This is a genomic window from Pseudomonas sp. FSL W5-0299 (assembly GCF_005930655.1).
In the GTDB taxonomy this organism is placed as follows: Bacteria; Pseudomonadota; Gammaproteobacteria; order Pseudomonadales; family Pseudomonadaceae; genus Aquipseudomonas; species Aquipseudomonas mandelii.
In genome coordinates this window covers 495,001-512,634 of the sequence record NZ_RXHX01000001.1, presented here as the reverse complement: position 1 = coordinate 512,634, position 17,634 = coordinate 495,001, and the positions used below count along the sequence as shown (strand labels likewise).

General features: G+C 59.3%; 9 protein-coding genes and 2 rRNA genes (1 of these 11 only partly in view). 1 reads left to right on the top strand and 10 read right to left on the bottom strand.

Annotation, left to right across the window (positions count from 1 at the left end; all coding sequences use genetic code 11):
• Window positions 1-167 precede the first annotated feature (167 nt).
• Both mmsB and FHL16_RS02430 read right to left on the bottom strand, forming a co-directional pair.
• The gene (mmsB, locus tag FHL16_RS02435; RefSeq protein ID WP_077747330.1) at window positions 168-1,055 is read right to left on the bottom strand and encodes a 3-hydroxyisobutyrate dehydrogenase; all 888 of its coding nucleotides are present in this window, start codon (window positions 1,053-1,055) and stop codon (window positions 168-170) included.
• A gap of 10 nt (window positions 1,056-1,065) precedes the next feature.
• Window positions 1,066-2,592, bottom strand: coding sequence for a CoA-acylating methylmalonate-semialdehyde dehydrogenase (locus tag FHL16_RS02430; protein WP_010463738.1), 1,527 nt, complete (start codon window positions 2,590-2,592; stop codon window positions 1,066-1,068).
• 163 nt (window positions 2,593-2,755) lie between these two features.
• Here FHL16_RS02430 and FHL16_RS02425 point away from each other — a divergent pair, with 163 nt between their 5' ends.
• The gene (locus FHL16_RS02425) at window positions 2,756-3,703 is read left to right on the top strand and encodes a LysR family transcriptional regulator (protein ID WP_010463739.1); all 948 of its coding nucleotides are present in this window, start codon (window positions 2,756-2,758) and stop codon (window positions 3,701-3,703) included.
• Here FHL16_RS02425 and FHL16_RS02420 read toward each other — a convergent pair.
• The 8 genes from FHL16_RS02420 to FHL16_RS02385 all read right to left on the bottom strand — a co-directional run.
• A complete protein-coding gene (locus FHL16_RS02420) occupies window positions 3,700-4,203 on the bottom strand; it encodes an OmpA family protein (protein ID WP_010463740.1) in 504 nt (167 codons plus the stop codon). The genes FHL16_RS02425 and FHL16_RS02420 overlap by 4 nt on opposite strands.
• A gap of 6 nt (window positions 4,204-4,209) precedes the next feature.
• Entirely contained in the window at window positions 4,210-5,478 is a 1,269-nt protein-coding gene (locus FHL16_RS02415) for a diguanylate cyclase domain-containing protein (RefSeq protein WP_077747329.1), read from the bottom strand.
• The gene (locus FHL16_RS02410; protein ID WP_010463742.1) at window positions 5,475-6,050 is read right to left on the bottom strand and encodes a YfiR family protein; all 576 of its coding nucleotides are present in this window, start codon (window positions 6,048-6,050) and stop codon (window positions 5,475-5,477) included. Before FHL16_RS02410 ends, FHL16_RS02415 begins: the two co-directional genes overlap by 4 nt.
• 114 nt (window positions 6,051-6,164) lie before the next feature.
• Window positions 6,165-8,276, bottom strand: coding sequence for an exodeoxyribonuclease V subunit alpha (gene recD / locus FHL16_RS02405; RefSeq protein ID WP_077747328.1), 2,112 nt, complete (start codon window positions 8,274-8,276; stop codon window positions 6,165-6,167).
• Entirely contained in the window at window positions 8,273-11,962 is a 3,690-nt protein-coding gene (gene recB / locus FHL16_RS02400) for an exodeoxyribonuclease V subunit beta (RefSeq protein WP_077747327.1), read from the bottom strand. Before recB ends, recD begins: the two co-directional genes overlap by 4 nt.
• Window positions 11,959-15,411, bottom strand: a complete 3,453-nt coding sequence (gene recC / locus FHL16_RS02395) for an exodeoxyribonuclease V subunit gamma (RefSeq protein WP_077747326.1) — start codon at window positions 15,409-15,411, stop codon at window positions 11,959-11,961. Before recC ends, recB begins: the two co-directional genes overlap by 4 nt.
• A 156-nt stretch (window positions 15,412-15,567) precedes the next feature.
• Window positions 15,568-15,683 (bottom strand): 5S ribosomal RNA (gene rrf, locus FHL16_RS02390).
• A 158-nt stretch (window positions 15,684-15,841) separates the two neighbouring features.
• Window positions 15,842-17,634 (bottom strand): 23S ribosomal RNA (locus tag FHL16_RS02385) (it continues 1,099 nt past the right edge of the window).

Below are 17,634 nucleotides of genomic sequence, written 5' to 3'. Positions count from 1 at the left end.
TTGTGGCGAGGGAGCTTGCTCCCGCTCGGTTGCGAAGCAGCCGTAAAATCAGCAACTGCGTTTTATCTGACGCACCTCGTTCACGGGCATCAGGTCCGCTTCGCGAACCAGCGGGAGCAAGCTCCCTCGCCACAAAAGCCTTTAATCACACTCCCCGGAAAAACTTCTTACTGGGGTTTGCGATAGCTGTTGATGATCGCCGAGAAGTCCTTGCCACCCTCCCCACGCTGGCTCATCGCCTGATACAACTGCTGGGCCACCGCGCCGAGCACCACCGGTTGGTGCGCCTGACGTGCCGCCTCAGTGGCCAGCCCCAGATCCTTGAGCATCAGTTCGGCACCGAAACCACCGGTATAACCGCGCGAGGCCGGTGCCGTTTCGACGATGCCGGGCCACGGGTTGTACATCTCCGAACTCCAGCAACGCCCGGTGGAACTGTTGATGATTCCCGCCAGCACGGTGGTGTCGATGCCGAGGGCATCGCCCAGCGCCATGGCTTCACTGACGCCGACCATGGAAATCGCCAGCAGCAGGTTGTTGCAGATCTTGGCGATTTGCCCGGTGCCGACTTCACCGCAATGAACGATGTTGCGGCCCATCTGCGCCAGCACCGGTTGCAGGGTCGCAAACAGTTCAGGCGTGGCGCCGACCATGAAAGTCAGCGTCCCGGCCGCCGCACCGCCCGTACCGCCAGAGACTGGCGCATCGGCCATGGCCACGCCTTGCTTGGCCGCAGCGGCTGCCACATCGCGCGCAGTCTGCGGATCGATGGTGCTGCAATCCACGGCTGGCACGCCTTTGCCGATACCGGCGAGCACACCATCCTCACCCAGCCAGACACTGCGGACATGCACAGCGGCGGGCAGCATGGTGATCACCAGTTCCGCGCCTTGCGCCGCTTCACGGGCCGAAGCGCTGATGCTGCCGCCCAGTTGTTCCAGCTCCGCCAGAACGGTTTTGTTCAGGTCCACCAGGCTCAGTGCGTGGCCGGCCTTGATCAGGTTGCGCGCCATCGGCGCGCCCATGTTGCCGAGACCGATAAAAGCGATTTTCATGTCCCGCTCCTTAACGCAAGTTGATGGTGGTGTTCACACCGTCGTTGACGCTGTCGTCATCGAACCAGCGACTGGTGACCGTCTTGGTCTGAGTGTAGAACTGCACCACTTGCTTGCCATACGGACCGAGGTCGCCCAGTTTGGAGCCGCGCGAACCGGTGAAGCTGAAGAACGGGACCGGCACCGGAATCGGGATGTTGATGCCGACCTGGCCAACGTCGATTTCGGTCTGGAATTTGCGCGCGGCCGCACCGCTTTGGGTGAACAGGCCGGTGCCGTTGCCGAACGGGTTGGCGTTGACCAGTGCGATGGCCTCATCGAGGGTATCGACCTCCAGGACCACCAGCACCGGGCCGAAGATTTCCTGGGTGTAGATTTGCATCTCGGGGGTCACGCCGGAGAACAGGGTCGGGCCGACAAAGTTGCCCTTCTCGAAGCCTGGAACGGTGACGTCGCGACCATCCAGCTCCAGCTTGGCGCCTTCCTTGATGCCGCTCTCGATCAGGTCGAGAATCCGCTGTTTGGCTTTTTTCGAGATCACCGGGCCAACGTCAGTGCCCGGCTCGCTGCCGGCATTCACGGTGAGTTTTTGCGCCAGCGCTTTCAGGTCCGGCAACCATTGTTTGGCCGCGCCCACCAGCACCACCACGGACGTGGCCATGCAACGTTGGCCCGCTGCGCCGAAACCGGCGCCAACCAGCGCATTCAGTGCTTGTACGCGATTGGCATCCGGCAGAACCACGGCGTGGTTTTTCGCGCCCATCATCGATTGCACACGCTTGCCGTGTTTACCGGCCAGGTCGTAGACGTGAGTACCGACCGCAGTCGAACCGACGAAGGAAACAGCCTTGATGTCTTTGTGGGTGCAGAGCGCGTCCACCACGTCCTTGCCGCCATGCACCACGTTGAGCACGCCCGCTGGAACGCCGGCCTCGATCGCCAGTTCCACCAGCAGCATGGTCGACATCGGGTCCTGTTCGGACGGCTTGAGCACAAAGGTGTTGCCGCAGGCGATGGCCATCGGGAACATCCACAGCGGAATCATCGCCGGGAAGTTGAACGGGGTGATGCCGGCGCAGACGCCGATGGGCTGACGCAGGGTGTAGGTATCGACGCCGCCGGCGACGTTTTCGGCGAACTCACCCATTTGCAGGGTGCCGATGGAGCAAGCGTGTTCGACCACTTCCAGACCGCGGAAGATGTCGCCCTCAGCGTCGGCGATGGTTTTGCCCTGCTCGTTGCTGAGCACCACGGCGATGCGCTTGGAGTGCTCGCGAATCAACGCCTGGAGCTTGAGCATGATGCGCATCCGCGCGCCGATCGGCGTCAGCTTCCAGGTCTGGAAGGCGCGATGGGCAGCACTGATCGCGGCGTCCACTTCCTGCGCGGTGGCGAACGGAACCTTGGCCAGCACTTGCTGGGTGGCCGGGTTGACGATGTCGTGCCACTCGGTGGTCTGGGACTCGACCCACTCGCCGTCGATCAACAGCTTGACCGTTTGCACAGTGGTTTCGTTTGGCGTGAGCGATGCGTTCATGTTGGGTCTCCGGGACGTTGTTGTTATCTAGAGAACTATCTTGAGAGCCAAGGCGAGAAAGCAGCCTTGAGATGAGGCGTGTGTCGCGAATTGGTTGTCGGACTGTTTTTGGAGTATAGATGTGCAAACTTCTAATAAGAACGCACATAAAAGCCGGTCCATCATGCAAAAAAACATCACGTCGTTAGGCTCATTGAACTGGGATGACCTCAAGTTTTTCCTCGAAGTCGCCCGCACCCGCAAGGCCAGTACTGCGGCCAAGCGCCTGGCGGTGGACTACACCACCGTGTCGCGTCGCATCAGTTCATTGGAAGCCGCATTGGGTACGCTGCTGTTCGAGAAGTCCCGGACCAGCGGTTTTGTCCTGACCACCGAAGGTCAGCGATTGCTCGGTTACGCGGAATCGATTGAGAGCACGCTGCACATGGCCTGCGAACAGGTTTCAGGCTCCGGCGTGGCGCTGTCCGGGCATGTGCGCATGGGTTGCACCGAAGGCTTCGGCAGTTTTTTCATCACCCCGCAGCTGAGCCATTTTGTCGACGCCTACCCGGCGATCTCGGTGGACATACTGCCGCTGCCGCACTTCATCAGCCTGTCCAAGCGCGAGGCGGACATAGTCATCGCCCTGGAGCGCCCAGAACATGGCCCTTACGTCTGCTGCAAACTCTGCGACTACAAACTGCAGCTTTATGCGACGCAGGATTATCTGGACAAGCACCCGCCGATCCGCCGCCCGGCAGATTTGGGCAAGCATTCATTCATCAGTTATGTCGACGATCTGGCGTTTAGCTCGGAGCTGTTGTACCTGGCGAATGTGTTGCCCGGCGCCAGCGCCAACTTGCGCAGCACCAGCGTGATCGCACAATTCGTGGCGGCGCAGCAAGGACGGTCATTGGCGATTCTGCCGTGCTTCCTCGCGGCGCAGGACTCGCGCTTGCTTCCGGTGTTGCCGGAAGAGATCAACATCACGCGGCAGTTCTGGATGTACTGCCGCGAGGACCTGCGCAAGCTCAAGCGGATCACCCTGTTGTGGGATTACATCCGTTCTGTCACCGAGCAGAATCAGAGTCTGTTGATGGGCGAAAGCCGGGAGATGTTGTTCGCCGACTAATCGGCGCTCACCACGATCGATACCCGGCGGTTTTCGGTGCGGCCAGAGGCGGTGTCGTTCGACGTCACCGGCTGACTGCTGCCAAGACCGCGCAGTTGGATGTTTTCTTCTTTCATACCCACCGTGGTCAACACTTTGCCGACGCTTTTCGCGCGACGCAGGGAAAGTTGTTCGTTGTAGGACTCTTTGCCCGAGGCATCCGTGTGACCGTCGACCCGCACTCGCTCGATGCCGACACCCAGCAAGGCCTTGCCGATCTGTTGGACGATCCCGGTGCTGGCGGCGTTCAGGCTGTCATCGTCACTGCCAAACAGCACTTTGCCGGATAGACCGAACGCCCAGCCCTCATCGGTCAGCTCGAAGCCTTGCTGTTTGAGTACAGTGATTTGCGCCGGGGTCAGCCCCTTTTGCGGTGCGGTCTGGCACCCGGTCAATGCCAGGACGGCCATGAACAAGGTGATTGCGAAAAATCGCGGGGAACGCTGGGTAATTGAGAACACGGCAATTTAGCTCCTGGTGTGTACGTGGGCGACCGGGTGCTCCGCCCCGGACGTGTGCTGCGCACCTCGGGAAAGGCGCTTGGCCTGGTACATCGCCGCATCGGCGGCATTGAGCAATGCGCCCGGGGTGGCACCATGATCCGGGTACACGGCGATACCGATACTGAGTGAAGTCAGGACCTGGGTATGACCCGGTAACGGGATGGGCTCTTCCATGCTGGCAAGGATCTTGTCAGCGATCCGCTCGGCGTCTTCGGTTTTATGCAGCGGCGTCAGCAACACCGCAAATTCGTCACCGCCCAGCCGCGCCACCAGATCCTCTTCACGCAACTGCGCCCGAACCCTGCTGGCGACGGCAACCAGCACGGCGTCGCCGGCGGCATGACCGAAGCTGTCATTGATTTCCTTGAATCGATCGCTGTCGAGAAACAGCACGGCTACGCGCTCATTGAGCTTGTGGGCATTGCGCAGTGCACGCATCAGACGGCCTTCGAAAAACGCCCGGTTTGGCAATCCGGTGAGGCTGTCGTGGCTGGCTTGGTGCGCCAGGGTTTCGTTTTCGCTTTGCAGGTGGGTCTGCCAGGACTCGAGTTCATCGAGCAAGGCATTGAAGTCGTTGCCCAGGTTGTCGAGTTCAGCGATATCGGCGGGTGGCACGCGCCGGTCGAAGGCTCGATCGCTTCGGGCGGCGTGGGCGACGGCGGCCAGGCTTCGCAGAGGCCCCGTGATCCCGCGAAGTTGTCGGCGTGCCAGATAGAGTGCGACCCAGGCGCTGATGGCCGTACACAGAATAATGCCCATCAGGCCGCTGAGCAGAAAACGCATCAAGCTGCCACCGTGACCGGTGAGCTGAATGCTGCCGATTTCCCGACCTTGATGAACGATCGGCATGTCGATGGGTTTTTCCAGAAAGGCTTTGGCGATCTGCAATTCCAGATCAGAGAGCAAGCCGCTTTCCGGTCGCTGCCAACGGGCCAATAACCGGCCTTTTTCATCCAGCACCCTGGCGTCAGCGACTTCTTCCGTGGAGGCGATCAATGCCAGGGCCTCAGTGGCAGCGGCTTTGTCGTTGAACACCACCGCGGCTTCCACGGTGTAATTGATCGAGCGTGCGATCAGGTGCAGGTTGTGGTCGGCATACACCCGCAACGCCAATACACCCAGCAGTGTCAGCGAGACGCTGGCCATGGCCACGGCGACCAGGGCGACGATCAAATGTCCCCGGCCAATGACCGAGCGCAACGTTGGACGACTACCCGGTTTGAATAGACTCATGGCGCCGCCGGCTTGCGGCGGGACAGTTGCAGCACACTGGGGTGAATGCGCACGCCGCTACGGGCGACGGAATCGAGGTTGACCTCAAAAGATACCTGATCATCAGTGACCCTGAGGCAGAACAGGCTGCCGACGGTGCATTGATCATCGCTCTCGCTGATGCTCAACACCGGGCGTCCTGTCAGCGAAGCAAAGAGTTGGCGGCGCTCGTCGTCGGTCAATTTGCCGATGTACACCGCATCGCACTCACCGACGATCGACGGATTGTCGGCCAACAGCCGGCGCACAGTGACGGGCCGGCCGGTGGCTTGGGTTGTGCCCTTGACCAGGTCGTCGGTGTATTCGGTGGGGCCGACCACGCACAGGCGCAGTTGCGCAGGCTCAACAGGCCAGCGCGCATAACTGAGAATCCCGAGGACAACCTGAGTGACCGATCTGGCACGTTGGTCGGCCATGCTCACCGGGGTTTCCGATTGAGCGAACACGACACCGGTCAGCAAGCAGAGGAGCCCCGCGAGCAGCACTTGCTTGCGGCTAACGACGCGCCCTGTCGTCCAGACAGCCACCTTCATGCGGGGGATTCTCTTCGATGTTACGAAATAATGTCGCAACGATAGCATAGCGTTTACCCCCCAGCGAGGCGGTGCACTACGGCACTTCGGACAGTTTCCGGCGTACACGCCAGCCTATCGATGGCTCGGCTCAACCCCATCGTCCAACTCCAGCATCAACCCGCTCAAGCGCTTGACCTTGCGCCGCACGGCCTCCTCAAACACTCCGGCCCGTGGCTCGATCAAGGTGAACCAGTTCTTGGCCCGGGTGATCCCGGTGTAGATCAACTCCTTGGTCAGTACAGGGTTCAGCGCATCCGGCAGAATCAACGCCGTATGGGCAAACTCCGAGCCCTGGGATTTGTGTACGGTCATGGCATAAACCGTCTCGACATCGTTGAGTCGACTCGGTAGAACAAATCGCACGCCACCCTGGCCATCATTGCGCGGGAACGCCACACGCAGTACGTGCTTGCCAGCCTCAGGCCCATCACGTTCCGGCAGTTTGAGGGCAATACCGATATCACCGTTCATCAACCCCAGGCCATAGTCATTACGCGTCATCAATACCGGTCGACCTTCGTACCACTGCTGGTCGCTGTCGATCACTCGAGCCTTGAGCAGCGCGCCGGTTACACGTTGATTCAATCCCTCCACGCCCCATGGCCCTTTGCGTACCGCGCACAACAACTGGAAGGCGTCGAAAGCTTGCAATACCTGACGCGCCCAATCGGTCCAGCGGGAGTCTTCGAGCAGGCTGTCGAGCGGTGGCCGCTGGCTGCGAAGCACACTCAGGTAGTGGCGATAACCTTGCGGTCCGTCGCCATGGCCTTCGAGCAGCAAGTGTTCCAGCGCCCGGTCGTGCTCACCTTTGAGGGGCAGGGAAAACACGTCGGCGTGACTTCGAGCAGCCAACAACGTGCGGGCTTCCTCCGGTTGCTGCTGATTGACCCATCGCGCCAACTGGCCAATGCCGCTGCCTTCACCGAAGCGGCGCGAGTGACGCAGCATCACCACTTGCTGGGCCAGGGGGTGAGTCGCGTCAGTGTCTTCCTGCAAACCGCTGGCCAGCAGGCTTTCACCACTGACCGTCTCCAGCCACTGGCGCGTCTGCGGGCTGTACCAACCGGCCTCGGCGTCGCGGCACAAATCACCGAGCACGGCGCCGGCCTCCACCGATGCCAGTTGGTCCTTGTCACCGAGCAACACCAGCCGGGCATGGGCCGGCATCGCGTCGAGCAAGTTCGCCATCATCTCCAGGTCAATCATTGAGGCTTCGTCCACCACCAGCACATCCAGCGGCAAGCGATTACCGGCATGGTGACGGAAGTGCCGGGTACCGGGGCGACTGCCAAGCAGGCGGTGCACGGTAGTCACGTCAGAGGGGATCTTGTTTCTTACGTTTTCATCGACTTCCAGCGTCCGGACTTGCTGGCTGATGGATTCTGTCAGCCGTGCCGCCGCTTTACCGGTGGGTGCGGCAAGGCGAATTCGCAACGGTTTGCCGGCCTCCACCGCTGGCGCCTGGAGCAATGCCAGCAACCGCACGACCGTGGTGGTTTTACCGGTCCCCGGGCCGCCGGTGACGATACTGAACGCACTGCGGGTAGCCAGGGCACAGGCGAGTTTCTGCCAATCGATCACTTCGCCGGGCCTGGCTGGACCGAATAAACCAGTGAGTCGCTGGGGCAAGTCATTCGGCGTTGTTTCGTGTTCAGCCAGGCGCAGGCGAAGGGCGTTGTCGATGCGTCTTTCGTAAACCCAGTAGCGACGCAGGTACAGGCGCTTGCCCGACAACACCAAGGGCCGTGATTGCGCAGCCTCACGACCATCGACCGCCAGAGCCACCAGACGGCTGGACGCCAGGACCTTGCACCAATGGGCGCCATCCAGCGCCTCAAGCAGTTGCGACGGCAACAGCATCGCGCCACTTTGCAGATCGCCTTCGGGTGGCAGCGACAGGGCAAAATCCGGCTCTTTGAGCGTCTCGAACAGGTCCAGGCAGACATGGCCGTGACCCAGTTGGTGGCTGGTCAATGCGGCGGCAAGCAACACCAACGGATCGTCGTCGGGGGCAAGCTCGTGGAGGAAGGCCACGAAGGCTTTGTCCAGCGCCCGCAGCCAGCCGCGTTCGACCCACCGCGAGAGTAAAAGCAACAAGTCATCGGCACGACTCAGGGGTGCCAGATCCGCCATGGTTTCGGCTGCCAATGACGTGGGCAGCAAATCGGCGAAGGTGCGGCTCATAACAATACTCCCTGTTCCCAGGCGGGTTCGGCCTTGGGTTCTGGCTTGCCCTGGAAGAGCCGATCCAGACGCTCGATCAGCTCTCTGGGCGGACGGGAGAAATAGACGCCCTGGGTGGATGCCCGTGTGCCGCGCAAGAACAAATACAGAGCGCCACCGACATGCCGGTCGTAATCGTAGTCGGCAAGCCGCGCCTTGAGCTGGCGATGCAGGGCCAGCAGGTACAACACGTATTGCAGGTCGTAACGATTGTCGAGAATCGACTGCTCCATGGCCTGCTCGGTGTACGCCGCGTCATCTGGGCCCAGCCAGTTGGATTTGTAGTCGGCAACGTAATATCGGCCGTCGTGTTCGAACGTCAAGTCGATGAAACCCTTGAACATGCCGTTGAGCGAGACCGGTTCAGCGGCGACCCGGGCGATGCCGTTGTGGGTGTATTGGCGCACCAGTTCATCCAGCTTGAGCACGTCGACTTTATGGCTGGCGAACCAGAATTCCATCTCGACGCGGTATTGAGTGAGCTGCTCGAACACGACCGGAGGCTGCCCCCCGCCGAGGTGCAACGAAGACTTGAGCAAGTGCTGCAACCAATCACTCAGCGTGGTGATCCAGCCTTCCCAGCCTCGGCGGTTGCAGCGGCGGGCAATGGCATCTTCCACGACTTGTGGTGCAGCAGAAAAACCTTCATCACCGGCCCACTCCAGCAAACCATGGAGAAAGGTGCCGGGGTTGGGGCCGCGAGGGAACCGATGGATATCGGCACCACCGACGGCCACTTCTCGTGGCGCCTGCGGATCGAGACGTTCATCGTCAAAGAGCTTTTGCGCCTGCGGATTCTCCGGGGCCTCGTCACTGCCCACGCTCAGACTGTCGCCGATACGCAAAGCGCTGTACGAAGCAATCCACCAGTTTTCACTGGCCTTGCGCTTGGGTATCAGCGGCGCAAGCAACGTCGCGTCATTGCGTGGCGGATGGTAATGCTCGGCCGTCGCTGGCGGCATATCACCGTACAGAAGCGCCGGGCAGTCCTGCTGGAGGTCTTCGAGCCAGCGTTTCAAACCTGCGGACTCGGCCAGAGGGGCACCACCGCCGAGCAAGTAACCCAATGCAGAAAGGTGCAGCACCGAGCTGTTGTTATTGCCGCGCTTGAGATCGGTCACACCCAGCCAGCAGGCATGTTGCGCCCGGGTCAGGGCGACATAGAGCAAACGCAGATCCTCCGCCAGACGTTCATCATCGGCCAGGGCGATCAACTCCGCAGTCGGTTTTAAAGTCACCTGCGCCTTGCCGTTTGAATCGTGGTAATGCAGCGGCAAACGGCTGCCATCCACCGGTTTTGCCGAGCAAATGAACGGCAGAAACACCAAGGGATACTCAAGGCCCTTGGACTTGTGAATGGTCACGACTTTAACCAGTTGCTCGTCGCTTTCCAGACGCAGGATCTGTTCTTCGCCGGCCTGACCGGACAACGCCAGATGCTCGGACAAATGACGAATCAGCGCTTGCTCGCCATCAAGCTCCGCAGCGGCTTGTTGCAACAACTCGGACAGGTGCAGCAAGTTAGTCAGTACCCGTTCACCGTCGCTGCGGGCGATCAACGATCGAGGCAACTGGAAGTCATGCAGCAAGCGCCGCAACATGGGCAGCACGCCTTGCTTGCGCCACAGCTCGCGATAACCGCGGAACTGCATGACCCGCGCTTCCCAGGCCAGTTCGTCCTGATTCAGCCGCTCCAGTTCCGCCAGGGAAAGGTTCAGCGTGATGCTGGCCAATGCGGCTCGCAGCGGTCGCTCGACATCCGGCTCGGCACAGGCTTTGAGCCAGGTCAGCAGGTCGTGGGCTTCTTGAGCGGCGAACACCGAATCCTTGTCCGACAGATAAACGCTGCGCACCCCGCGTGCAGACAGTTCGCCACGCACGGCCTGGGCCTCTTTGCCGTCGCGAACCAGAATCGCGATGTCTGCGGGTAGCAGGCCCCTGAAGTCCATGTCCTTCTCAATGAAACCTGCCCGACCTTCCTGGCCACCATTAAGTAACGCGGTGATTTCACTGGCGCACGCGGCGGCGAGTTTTTGTCGGTATTCCACGCCGGACAGCGGCTGATCGGCGGACAGGTGCCAGATGTTCAGAGCCGGCACGAGCTGGCCATCGATGTGCAGAACTTCTTTGCGCCCTTGGGACTCGACGGGCAGGAACGGTACCGGGTTCTCACCGTTCTTTTCACGAAACAGAAACGCGCCGCGCCCCAGCTCACGAGACTCCGCGCGCTCGAACACATGGTTCACCGCATTGACCATGCCATGGCTGGAACGGAAATTCGTACCCAGGGTATGCAGACGGCCGGCGGTGGCCTGGCGGGCTCGCAAGTAGGTGTAGATGTCGGCGCCGCGAAAGGCGTAGATCGCTTGCTTGGGATCGCCGATCAGAAACAGGCCGCCTTCAGGGTTGTTGTCTTCGATGCGATAGATGCTTTCGAAAATCCGGTACTGCACCGGGTCGGTGTCCTGGAACTCATCGATCAGCGCCACCGGAAACTGTTCGCGGATCAAGGTCGCCAGGCGTTCACCACCCTCGGATTGCAACGCCGCATCGAGGCGCAGCAACATGTCGTCGAAGCCCATTTCCGCGCGGCGGCGTTTTTCTTCTTCGAACCGTGCCCCGACCCATTGCGCAGCATGTTGCAGAACGGCCGCGTCGGGGGTTGGCAAGCCGTCGAGGCTGGCCTTGAGCCCGGGCATGGCGTCCAGCCCCGGATGACTGGGGGCGGCGCCTTTCCAGGCTTCGGCCATGCCGTCAGGCGTCAGGCGAGTGAAGCCCGTGCCGATATCCAGTTGCTCAAGGGATTCATCTTCAGCCCATGCTTTGAGCTTTTCGAACCAGGGTTCGAAATAACGTGCCTGCATCTTTCGACCATCGACACTTTTGCTCGCAACACCTTGGTGACAGATGGCAAGCAGTTCGTCCGCCCATTGGCGCCAGGGCATCTTGAGTTCGAGCAAGGCCAGTCGCCGTTCCTGCAAGCACTCGGCGATCAGCTCGGCAGGCTCCTTGCCTTCAGTGCTGTCACGCTCACTGGCGAATAAACTACGTACTCGCGGTAATAACGCCGCTGGCCCTCCCCAATTACCCCGCACCCAGTTCAGCGCATCACCTTGCATCGGATAGCAGAACAGCCGCCAGTAATCACGCAGGACTTCACCCAGCAAGTCGCTGTGATCGGTTTCCAGGGTCTGGGTAAACAGGCTGCCACTGTCAAACGCGTGCTCACGCAACATGCGCTGGCACCAACTGTGAATGGTCGAGACGGCGGCTTCATCCATCCACTGCGCGGCAATGTCCAGACGGTTTGCACAGCCGGACCACTGTTCCGGGAGGTACTGGTCACGCAACTCCGCGATGAGGCTATCGGGTGCCTGGGTCTCGTCACGAAAGTATCGGGCCGCTTCGGCCAGTCGGGTACGAATACGCTCGCGCAGCTCTTTGGTCGCGGCATCAGTGAACGTGACCACGAGGATTTGCGGCGGCAAGAGTTCACGCCCAAACCCACTCGATTCGCCACCGTGACCAAGGACCAGACGCAAGTACAGCGCAGAAATGGTGAATGTCTTGCCGGTACCGGCGCTGGCTTCGATCAGTTGGCTGCCGCTCAGGGGAAAAGCCAGGGCCAGCGGTGTTTTCGTGGTCATGAGCGCGCCTCCTCGCTGGTCAATGAACGCCAGGGGGCTTCAAGCATCGGTTTGTACAAAGCGTTGCACCAATCGGGGAAAGTCTCCTCGGCGGTCAGCGCGTCGTAATCAGGGAACTGTCGTGCGAGTGCCGGACTTTCGCGGCGTTCGCCGTCGGTGGTTTGACCGTCGCCTTCATAGGCCTTGCGAGCAGCGGTGTCGGCTTTGGCCGGGTCAGTTTGAGAGAGCCACGCGAAGGCGGTTTTCACGGCAATCGGCAGGGGTTGGCGCATGCCGGTTTGCCATGCTTGCAACAGGTTACTCAAGGCATGACGTGCAGCGCCCTGCTCCAAAGGGGCCAGTAGCAGACTGTCGTCACTGGCGACCAGCGCGGTGGTCATCGACATGCCGCTGGCGCAAGCGACCAGGTGATTGACCCAAGGTCGCGTCAGCCGATGCCACTTGCGGGTCTTGATCGAACCAATGCTGTTGGGAATCGTGGTAATCGACAACAGGCCGCCATCCGCACGTTGGTGCAGGCCACTGAGCCAGCCTTCCAGGCGCAGGCCTTCCAGTTCCAGATTCACAGGCAACGCACTAGTCAGCGGCGTTGGCCACAACGTAAGGAGTTGTTGATAACGCTGCAACAGATCCGGCAGCGGTTCGATCAACTCTCGCTGCAGGCATTCGCCGAAACCGGCCATGGGCAAGAGCCCACTGTTTTGCAAACGTTTAGCACGGGCCTCAAGCGCATGATCGACGTGATCCAGTTGCCCGAGCGCCGCTTCGAGCAAACTGTCACTGAGGCTATAGCGTTGGAGAGCGTCGAGTACAAAGGGCTCTTCGTCGGCCAAGGGGGCATCAGCCGCTTCGAAGAACACCTTGAGTCGCTGACTGAAAAAATGTCGCACGGGATTGCGCAGGAAATCCTGCAATTGACCGAGGCTCAGCGGCTCTTCCTGAACATAGGCATCAAGGAGCTTGATGTCCGTTGCCTGTTCACTGGCTTGATGAAGCACCTGCCACTCGCTTGCGAAACTGAACAGGTCATTACCTTCATGAAAATAGCGTGCGCTGAAGGGTTGCAGCGGGTGCTCCTGAGTCACCGATTCCAGCAGCTTTTCACTGTCGACCTGTAATCGCCAACCACCGGCAAGATGATCGCGCAGTTGACCAATCAGTACCGAGGCTGGGCGCTCGCTATTGTCCCGAATACTACGGCCGACCCAACTGATATAGAGTTGGTCACGTGCCGACAACAGGGCTTCCAACAAGAGATAGCGATCATCCTCGCGCCGGGAACGATCACCCGGGCGGTAATCGCTGCCCATGAGATCAAAGTCCAGCGGCGGTTGTGCACGCGGGTAATCTCCGTCATTCATCCCGAGCAAACAGACGAGTTTGAAGGGGATCGCCCGCATCGGCATCAAGGTGCAGAAGTTGACGGCTCCGGCCAGAAAACGCTGGGACAGCCGGCCCTGGTCGAGGCCTGCCAGCCAGGCTTCACGGACCACGGTCAAGGGCAGCTCATCATGCAAGCCCACTGATTCGCAGGTCTCGAGCCAGGTTTCCCGCAGTTCTTCGAGTTGACCCAGCAAGTAGTCGTCATGTTCATTGCTGGCCTGGAAGAACAACTGCACCAAAGCTTGCATCCTGACGCCCCATTGCTTAGGCGGTGCAGGTTGAGTCAGTTCCTGATGGGCAATCTCCAACGCGTCCAGCAGCGCAACCAAAGGACCGATGAGCGCAGCATCCAGACCGCCAATCTCGTCGTAAGGCTCAATGCCTTCGCAAGCAGCGGCGCTGCCGACGGCATAACCAAGCAGCATCCGGCGCAGGCCAAAACGCCAACTGTTTTGCTCCAGTTCTTGAGGCAAACCCAGACCCGCGCGCTGCTCGGCATTCATCCCCCAGCGAATACCAGCGCCTTCGATCCAGCGATGCAGGGTGGGCAGGTCACGTTCCTCGACACCGAAGCGAGCGCGCAGTGCAGGAACATCCAGCAAATCGAGGATCTCACTGACGGGGAAACGGCTGTCGGGCAGTTTGAGTAGATGTTCGACAGCAATCAGCAGTGGATCACGACCGCGCTGGCCTTGATCCGCCAGTGTAAAGGGGATGAAGCGCGGATCGAAGCGATCAATTTGACCGAAGACTGCACGGATATGCGGAGCGTAGCTGTCGATGTCCGGAACCATCACGATTATGTCGCGAGGCTTCAAGTCTGGATCGGCACTGAAGCGTGCGAGCAACTGATCGTGGAGGATTTCCACTTCGCGCTGGGCGCTATGGGCGATGTGGAAACGAATGGATTCGTCCTGATTGAGATCGACAGGCGGCCAGAGTTCGCGGGTTTCATTCAAGGGGCGCAGTTCAAGGATGTCGTCCTGCAACTGGTTGAGCATGGTCTGTGGCTGGCTATCACTGAACAAGTCGATGCGCCCATCACGGAATGCCGAGCGGTAGCTGTTGGGATCGTCGTAGCTGTCGAGCAGATTGATGTAGTCCCGTCCCTGCTTGCCCCATGCCGCCAATAGCGGATGTGCATGTTGGTGAAGGGTTTGCGGATCAAGCACGACAGGCATTCCGCTCTTGCGAGCCTGGCGCTTGTATTGATGCCGCAGAAGGTCTTTATCGGCGACGATGTCTGCCCAATGATGACGACATGGGTTGTGTACGCAAAGCAGAACCTGGCTGAATCGCGCCAGTCCGGCGAGAGCTTCGAGCGCTTGCGCCGGGAGAGAGGAGATCCCGAAAACGATGACCCGGGAAGGTAATCCGCTGGGGGCCACGTCGAGGCTGTTGATGCGCTCGATGAACCGTTGATGAACACCGGCACGGCTTTGCGCCATGCCTTGCTCACCCACATCCAGCAACAGAGCCCGCCATAACTCTGCCTGCCAGCAGTTGGCTGGGGTCAGGGGCTTGGCTTCGCCTCGGCCGTTTCGCAATTGATGACGACCGTCCGCCCAATCTTCAAGCCAGTCGGCCCGGTATACCTGGTATTGGTCGAACAGATCAGCCAGCCGCTCGGACAGTTGGTAGCGTTTGCGCAGGTCAGTGTCATTGGTAAGGAAGCGTTGCAGCGGTTCGAAGTGCGGTTGATTGATCAACTGGGGAAGCAGACGCATCAGACGCCAGGTGAGTGGAGCTTTATCGAGCAGGGATTTGACCGGAATTTCATCACGACCCAGAACCATGCGATAGAGCTGCCACATGAAGCTGCCTGGGAGTTGAACGTCGATGGCTGCCGCAATGCCGCAGCCACCCATGTCGTCTTCTTCAGGGTCTTCAGCCAGAGCCAGTTTCAGCCACTGGGCGATGCCGTTGCTCTGTACCAGGGCGATTTCATTTTCCAAGGGAGCCAACGGGTAGCGGCGCATCCAGCTGACCACCAGACTGCGCAACTCGTCCAGGCGGTTACCGTGAACCACCATAAAACCAGCACTGAGGGACGTCGCGTCCGGCATAAAGGCTTCCTTGGAAAAATACAAAAGCTAGGGCCGAACCTTAGCATTGTCGGGAGACTGTGACAGCCGGGAGCCGTCCGATGTTGCTGTACGAACTTTCCTGCGGACAAAACAAAACCCCTACCTGCATACGCAGATAGGGGTTTCGGAATTTAATCTTGACGATGACCTACTCTCACATGGGGAAACCCCACACTACCATCGGCGATGCATCGTTTCACTGCTGAGTTCGGGATGGGATCAGGTGGTTCCAATGCTCTATGGTCGTCAAGAAATTCGGTAGCCAGGTCGTTTGCCTTACGGCGCACGCTCCAGCGAATGGGTATGTGATAGATCTCGGTGTTTGTGAACAATCGAACTTTCGGTTCGTTTCGTCTTCACACACCGCAATCTGGTGCCTTTTCAGGTCAGCAAATTGCTTGGGTGTTATATGGTCAAGCCTCACGGGCAATTAGTATTGGTTAGCTCAACGCCTCACAGCGCTTACACACCCAACCTATCAACGTCGTAGTCTTCGACGGCCCTTCAGGGGACTCAAGGTCCCAGTGAGATCTCATCTTGAGGCTAGTTTCCCGCTTAGATGCTTTCAGCGGTTATCTATTCCGAACATAGCTACCCGGCAATGCCACTGGCGTGACAACCGGAACACCAGAGGTTCGTCCACTCCGGTCCTCTCGTACTAGGAGCAGCCCCTCTCAAATCTCAAACGTCCACGGCAGATAGGGACCGAACTGTCTCACGACGTTCTAAACCCAGCTCGCGTACCACTTTAAATGGCGAACAGCCATACCCTTGGGACCGGCTTCAGCCCCAGGATGTGATGAGCCGACATCGAGGTGCCAAACACCGCCGTCGATATGAACTCTTGGGCGGTATCAGCCTGTTATCCCCGGAGTACCTTTTATCCGTTGAGCGATGGCCCTTCCATACAGAACCACCGGATCACTAAGACCTACTTTCGTACCTGCTCGACGTGTCTGTCTCGCAGTCAAGCGCGCTTTTGCCTTTATACTCTACGACCGATTTCCGACCGGTCTGAGCGCACCTTCGTACTCCTCCGTTACTCTTTAGGAGGAGACCGCCCCAGTCAAACTACCCACCATACACTGTCCTCGATCCGGATAACGGACCTGAGTTAGAACCTCAAAGTTGCCAGGGTGGTATTTCAAGGTTGGCTCCACGCGAACTGGCGTCCACGCTTCAAAGCCTCCCACCTATCCTACACAAGCAAATTCAAAGTCCAGTGCAAAGCTATAGTAAAGGTTCACGGGGTCTTTCCGTCTAGCCGCGGATACACTGCATCTTCACAGCGATTTCAATTTCACTGAGTCTCGGGTGGAGACAGCGCCGCCATCGTTACGCCATTCGTGCAGGTCGGAACTTACCCGACAAGGAATTTCGCTACCTTAGGACCGTTATAGTTACGGCCGCCGTTTACCGGGGCTTCGATCAAGAGCTTCGCGTTAGCTAACCCCATCAATTAACCTTCCGGCACCGGGCAGGCGTCACACCCTATACGTCCACTTTCGTGTTTGCAGAGTGCTGTGTTTTTAATAAACAGTCGCAGCGGCCTGGTATCTTCGACCGGCATGGGCTTACGCAGTAAATGCTTCACCCTCACCGGCGCACCTTCTCCCGAAGTTACGGTGCCATTTTGCCTAGTTCCTTCACCCGAGTTCTCTCAAGCGCCTTGGTATTCTCTACCCAACCACCTGTGTCGGTTTGGGGTACGGTTCCTGGTTACCTGAAGCTTAGAAGCTTTTCTTGGAAGCATGGCATCAACCACTTCGTGTTCTAAAAGAACACTCGTCATCAGCTCTCGGCCTTAGAATCCCGGATTTACCTAAGATTCCAGCCTACCACCTTAAACTTGGACAACCAACGCCAAGCTGGCCTAGCCTTCTCCGTCCCTCCATCGCAATAACCAGAAGTACAGGAATATTAACCTGTTTTCCATCGACTACGCTTTTCAGCCTCGCCTTAGGGACCGACTAACCCTGCGTCGATTAACGTTGCGCAGGAAACCTTGGTCTTTCGGCGTGGGTGTTTTTCACACCCATTGTCGTTACTCATGTCAGCATTCGCACTTCTGATACCTCCAGCAAGCTTCTCAACTCACCTTCACAGGCTTACAGAACGCTCCTCTACCGCATCACCTAAGTGATACCCGTAGCTTCGGTGTATGGTTTGAGCCCCGTTACATCTTCCGCGCAGGCCGACTCG

What these genes read in the sequence shown, in the direction of transcription:
- FHL16_RS02425 (WP_010463739.1), top strand. Translation starts at nt 2,756, where the DNA reads ATGCAAAAAAACATCACGTCGTTAGGCTCATTGAACTGGGATGACCTC.
- FHL16_RS02430 (WP_010463738.1), bottom strand. Translation starts at nt 2,592, where the DNA reads ATGAACGCATCGCTCACGCCAAACGAAACCACTGTGCAAACGGTCAAG.
- recC (WP_077747326.1), bottom strand. Translation starts at nt 15,411, where the DNA reads ATGCCGGACGCGACGTCCCTCAGTGCTGGTTTTATGGTGGTTCACGGT.
- recD (WP_077747328.1), bottom strand. Translation starts at nt 8,276, where the DNA reads ATGAGCCGCACCTTCGCCGATTTGCTGCCCACGTCATTGGCAGCCGAA.
- FHL16_RS02415 (WP_077747329.1), bottom strand. Translation starts at nt 5,478, where the DNA reads ATGAGTCTATTCAAACCGGGTAGTCGTCCAACGTTGCGCTCGGTCATT.
- mmsB (WP_077747330.1), bottom strand. Translation starts at nt 1,055, where the DNA reads ATGAAAATCGCTTTTATCGGTCTCGGCAACATGGGCGCGCCGATGGCG.
- recB (WP_077747327.1), bottom strand. Translation starts at nt 11,962, where the DNA reads ATGACCACGAAAACACCGCTGGCCCTGGCTTTTCCCCTGAGCGGCAGC.
- FHL16_RS02410 (WP_010463742.1), bottom strand. Translation starts at nt 6,050, where the DNA reads ATGAAGGTGGCTGTCTGGACGACAGGGCGCGTCGTTAGCCGCAAGCAA.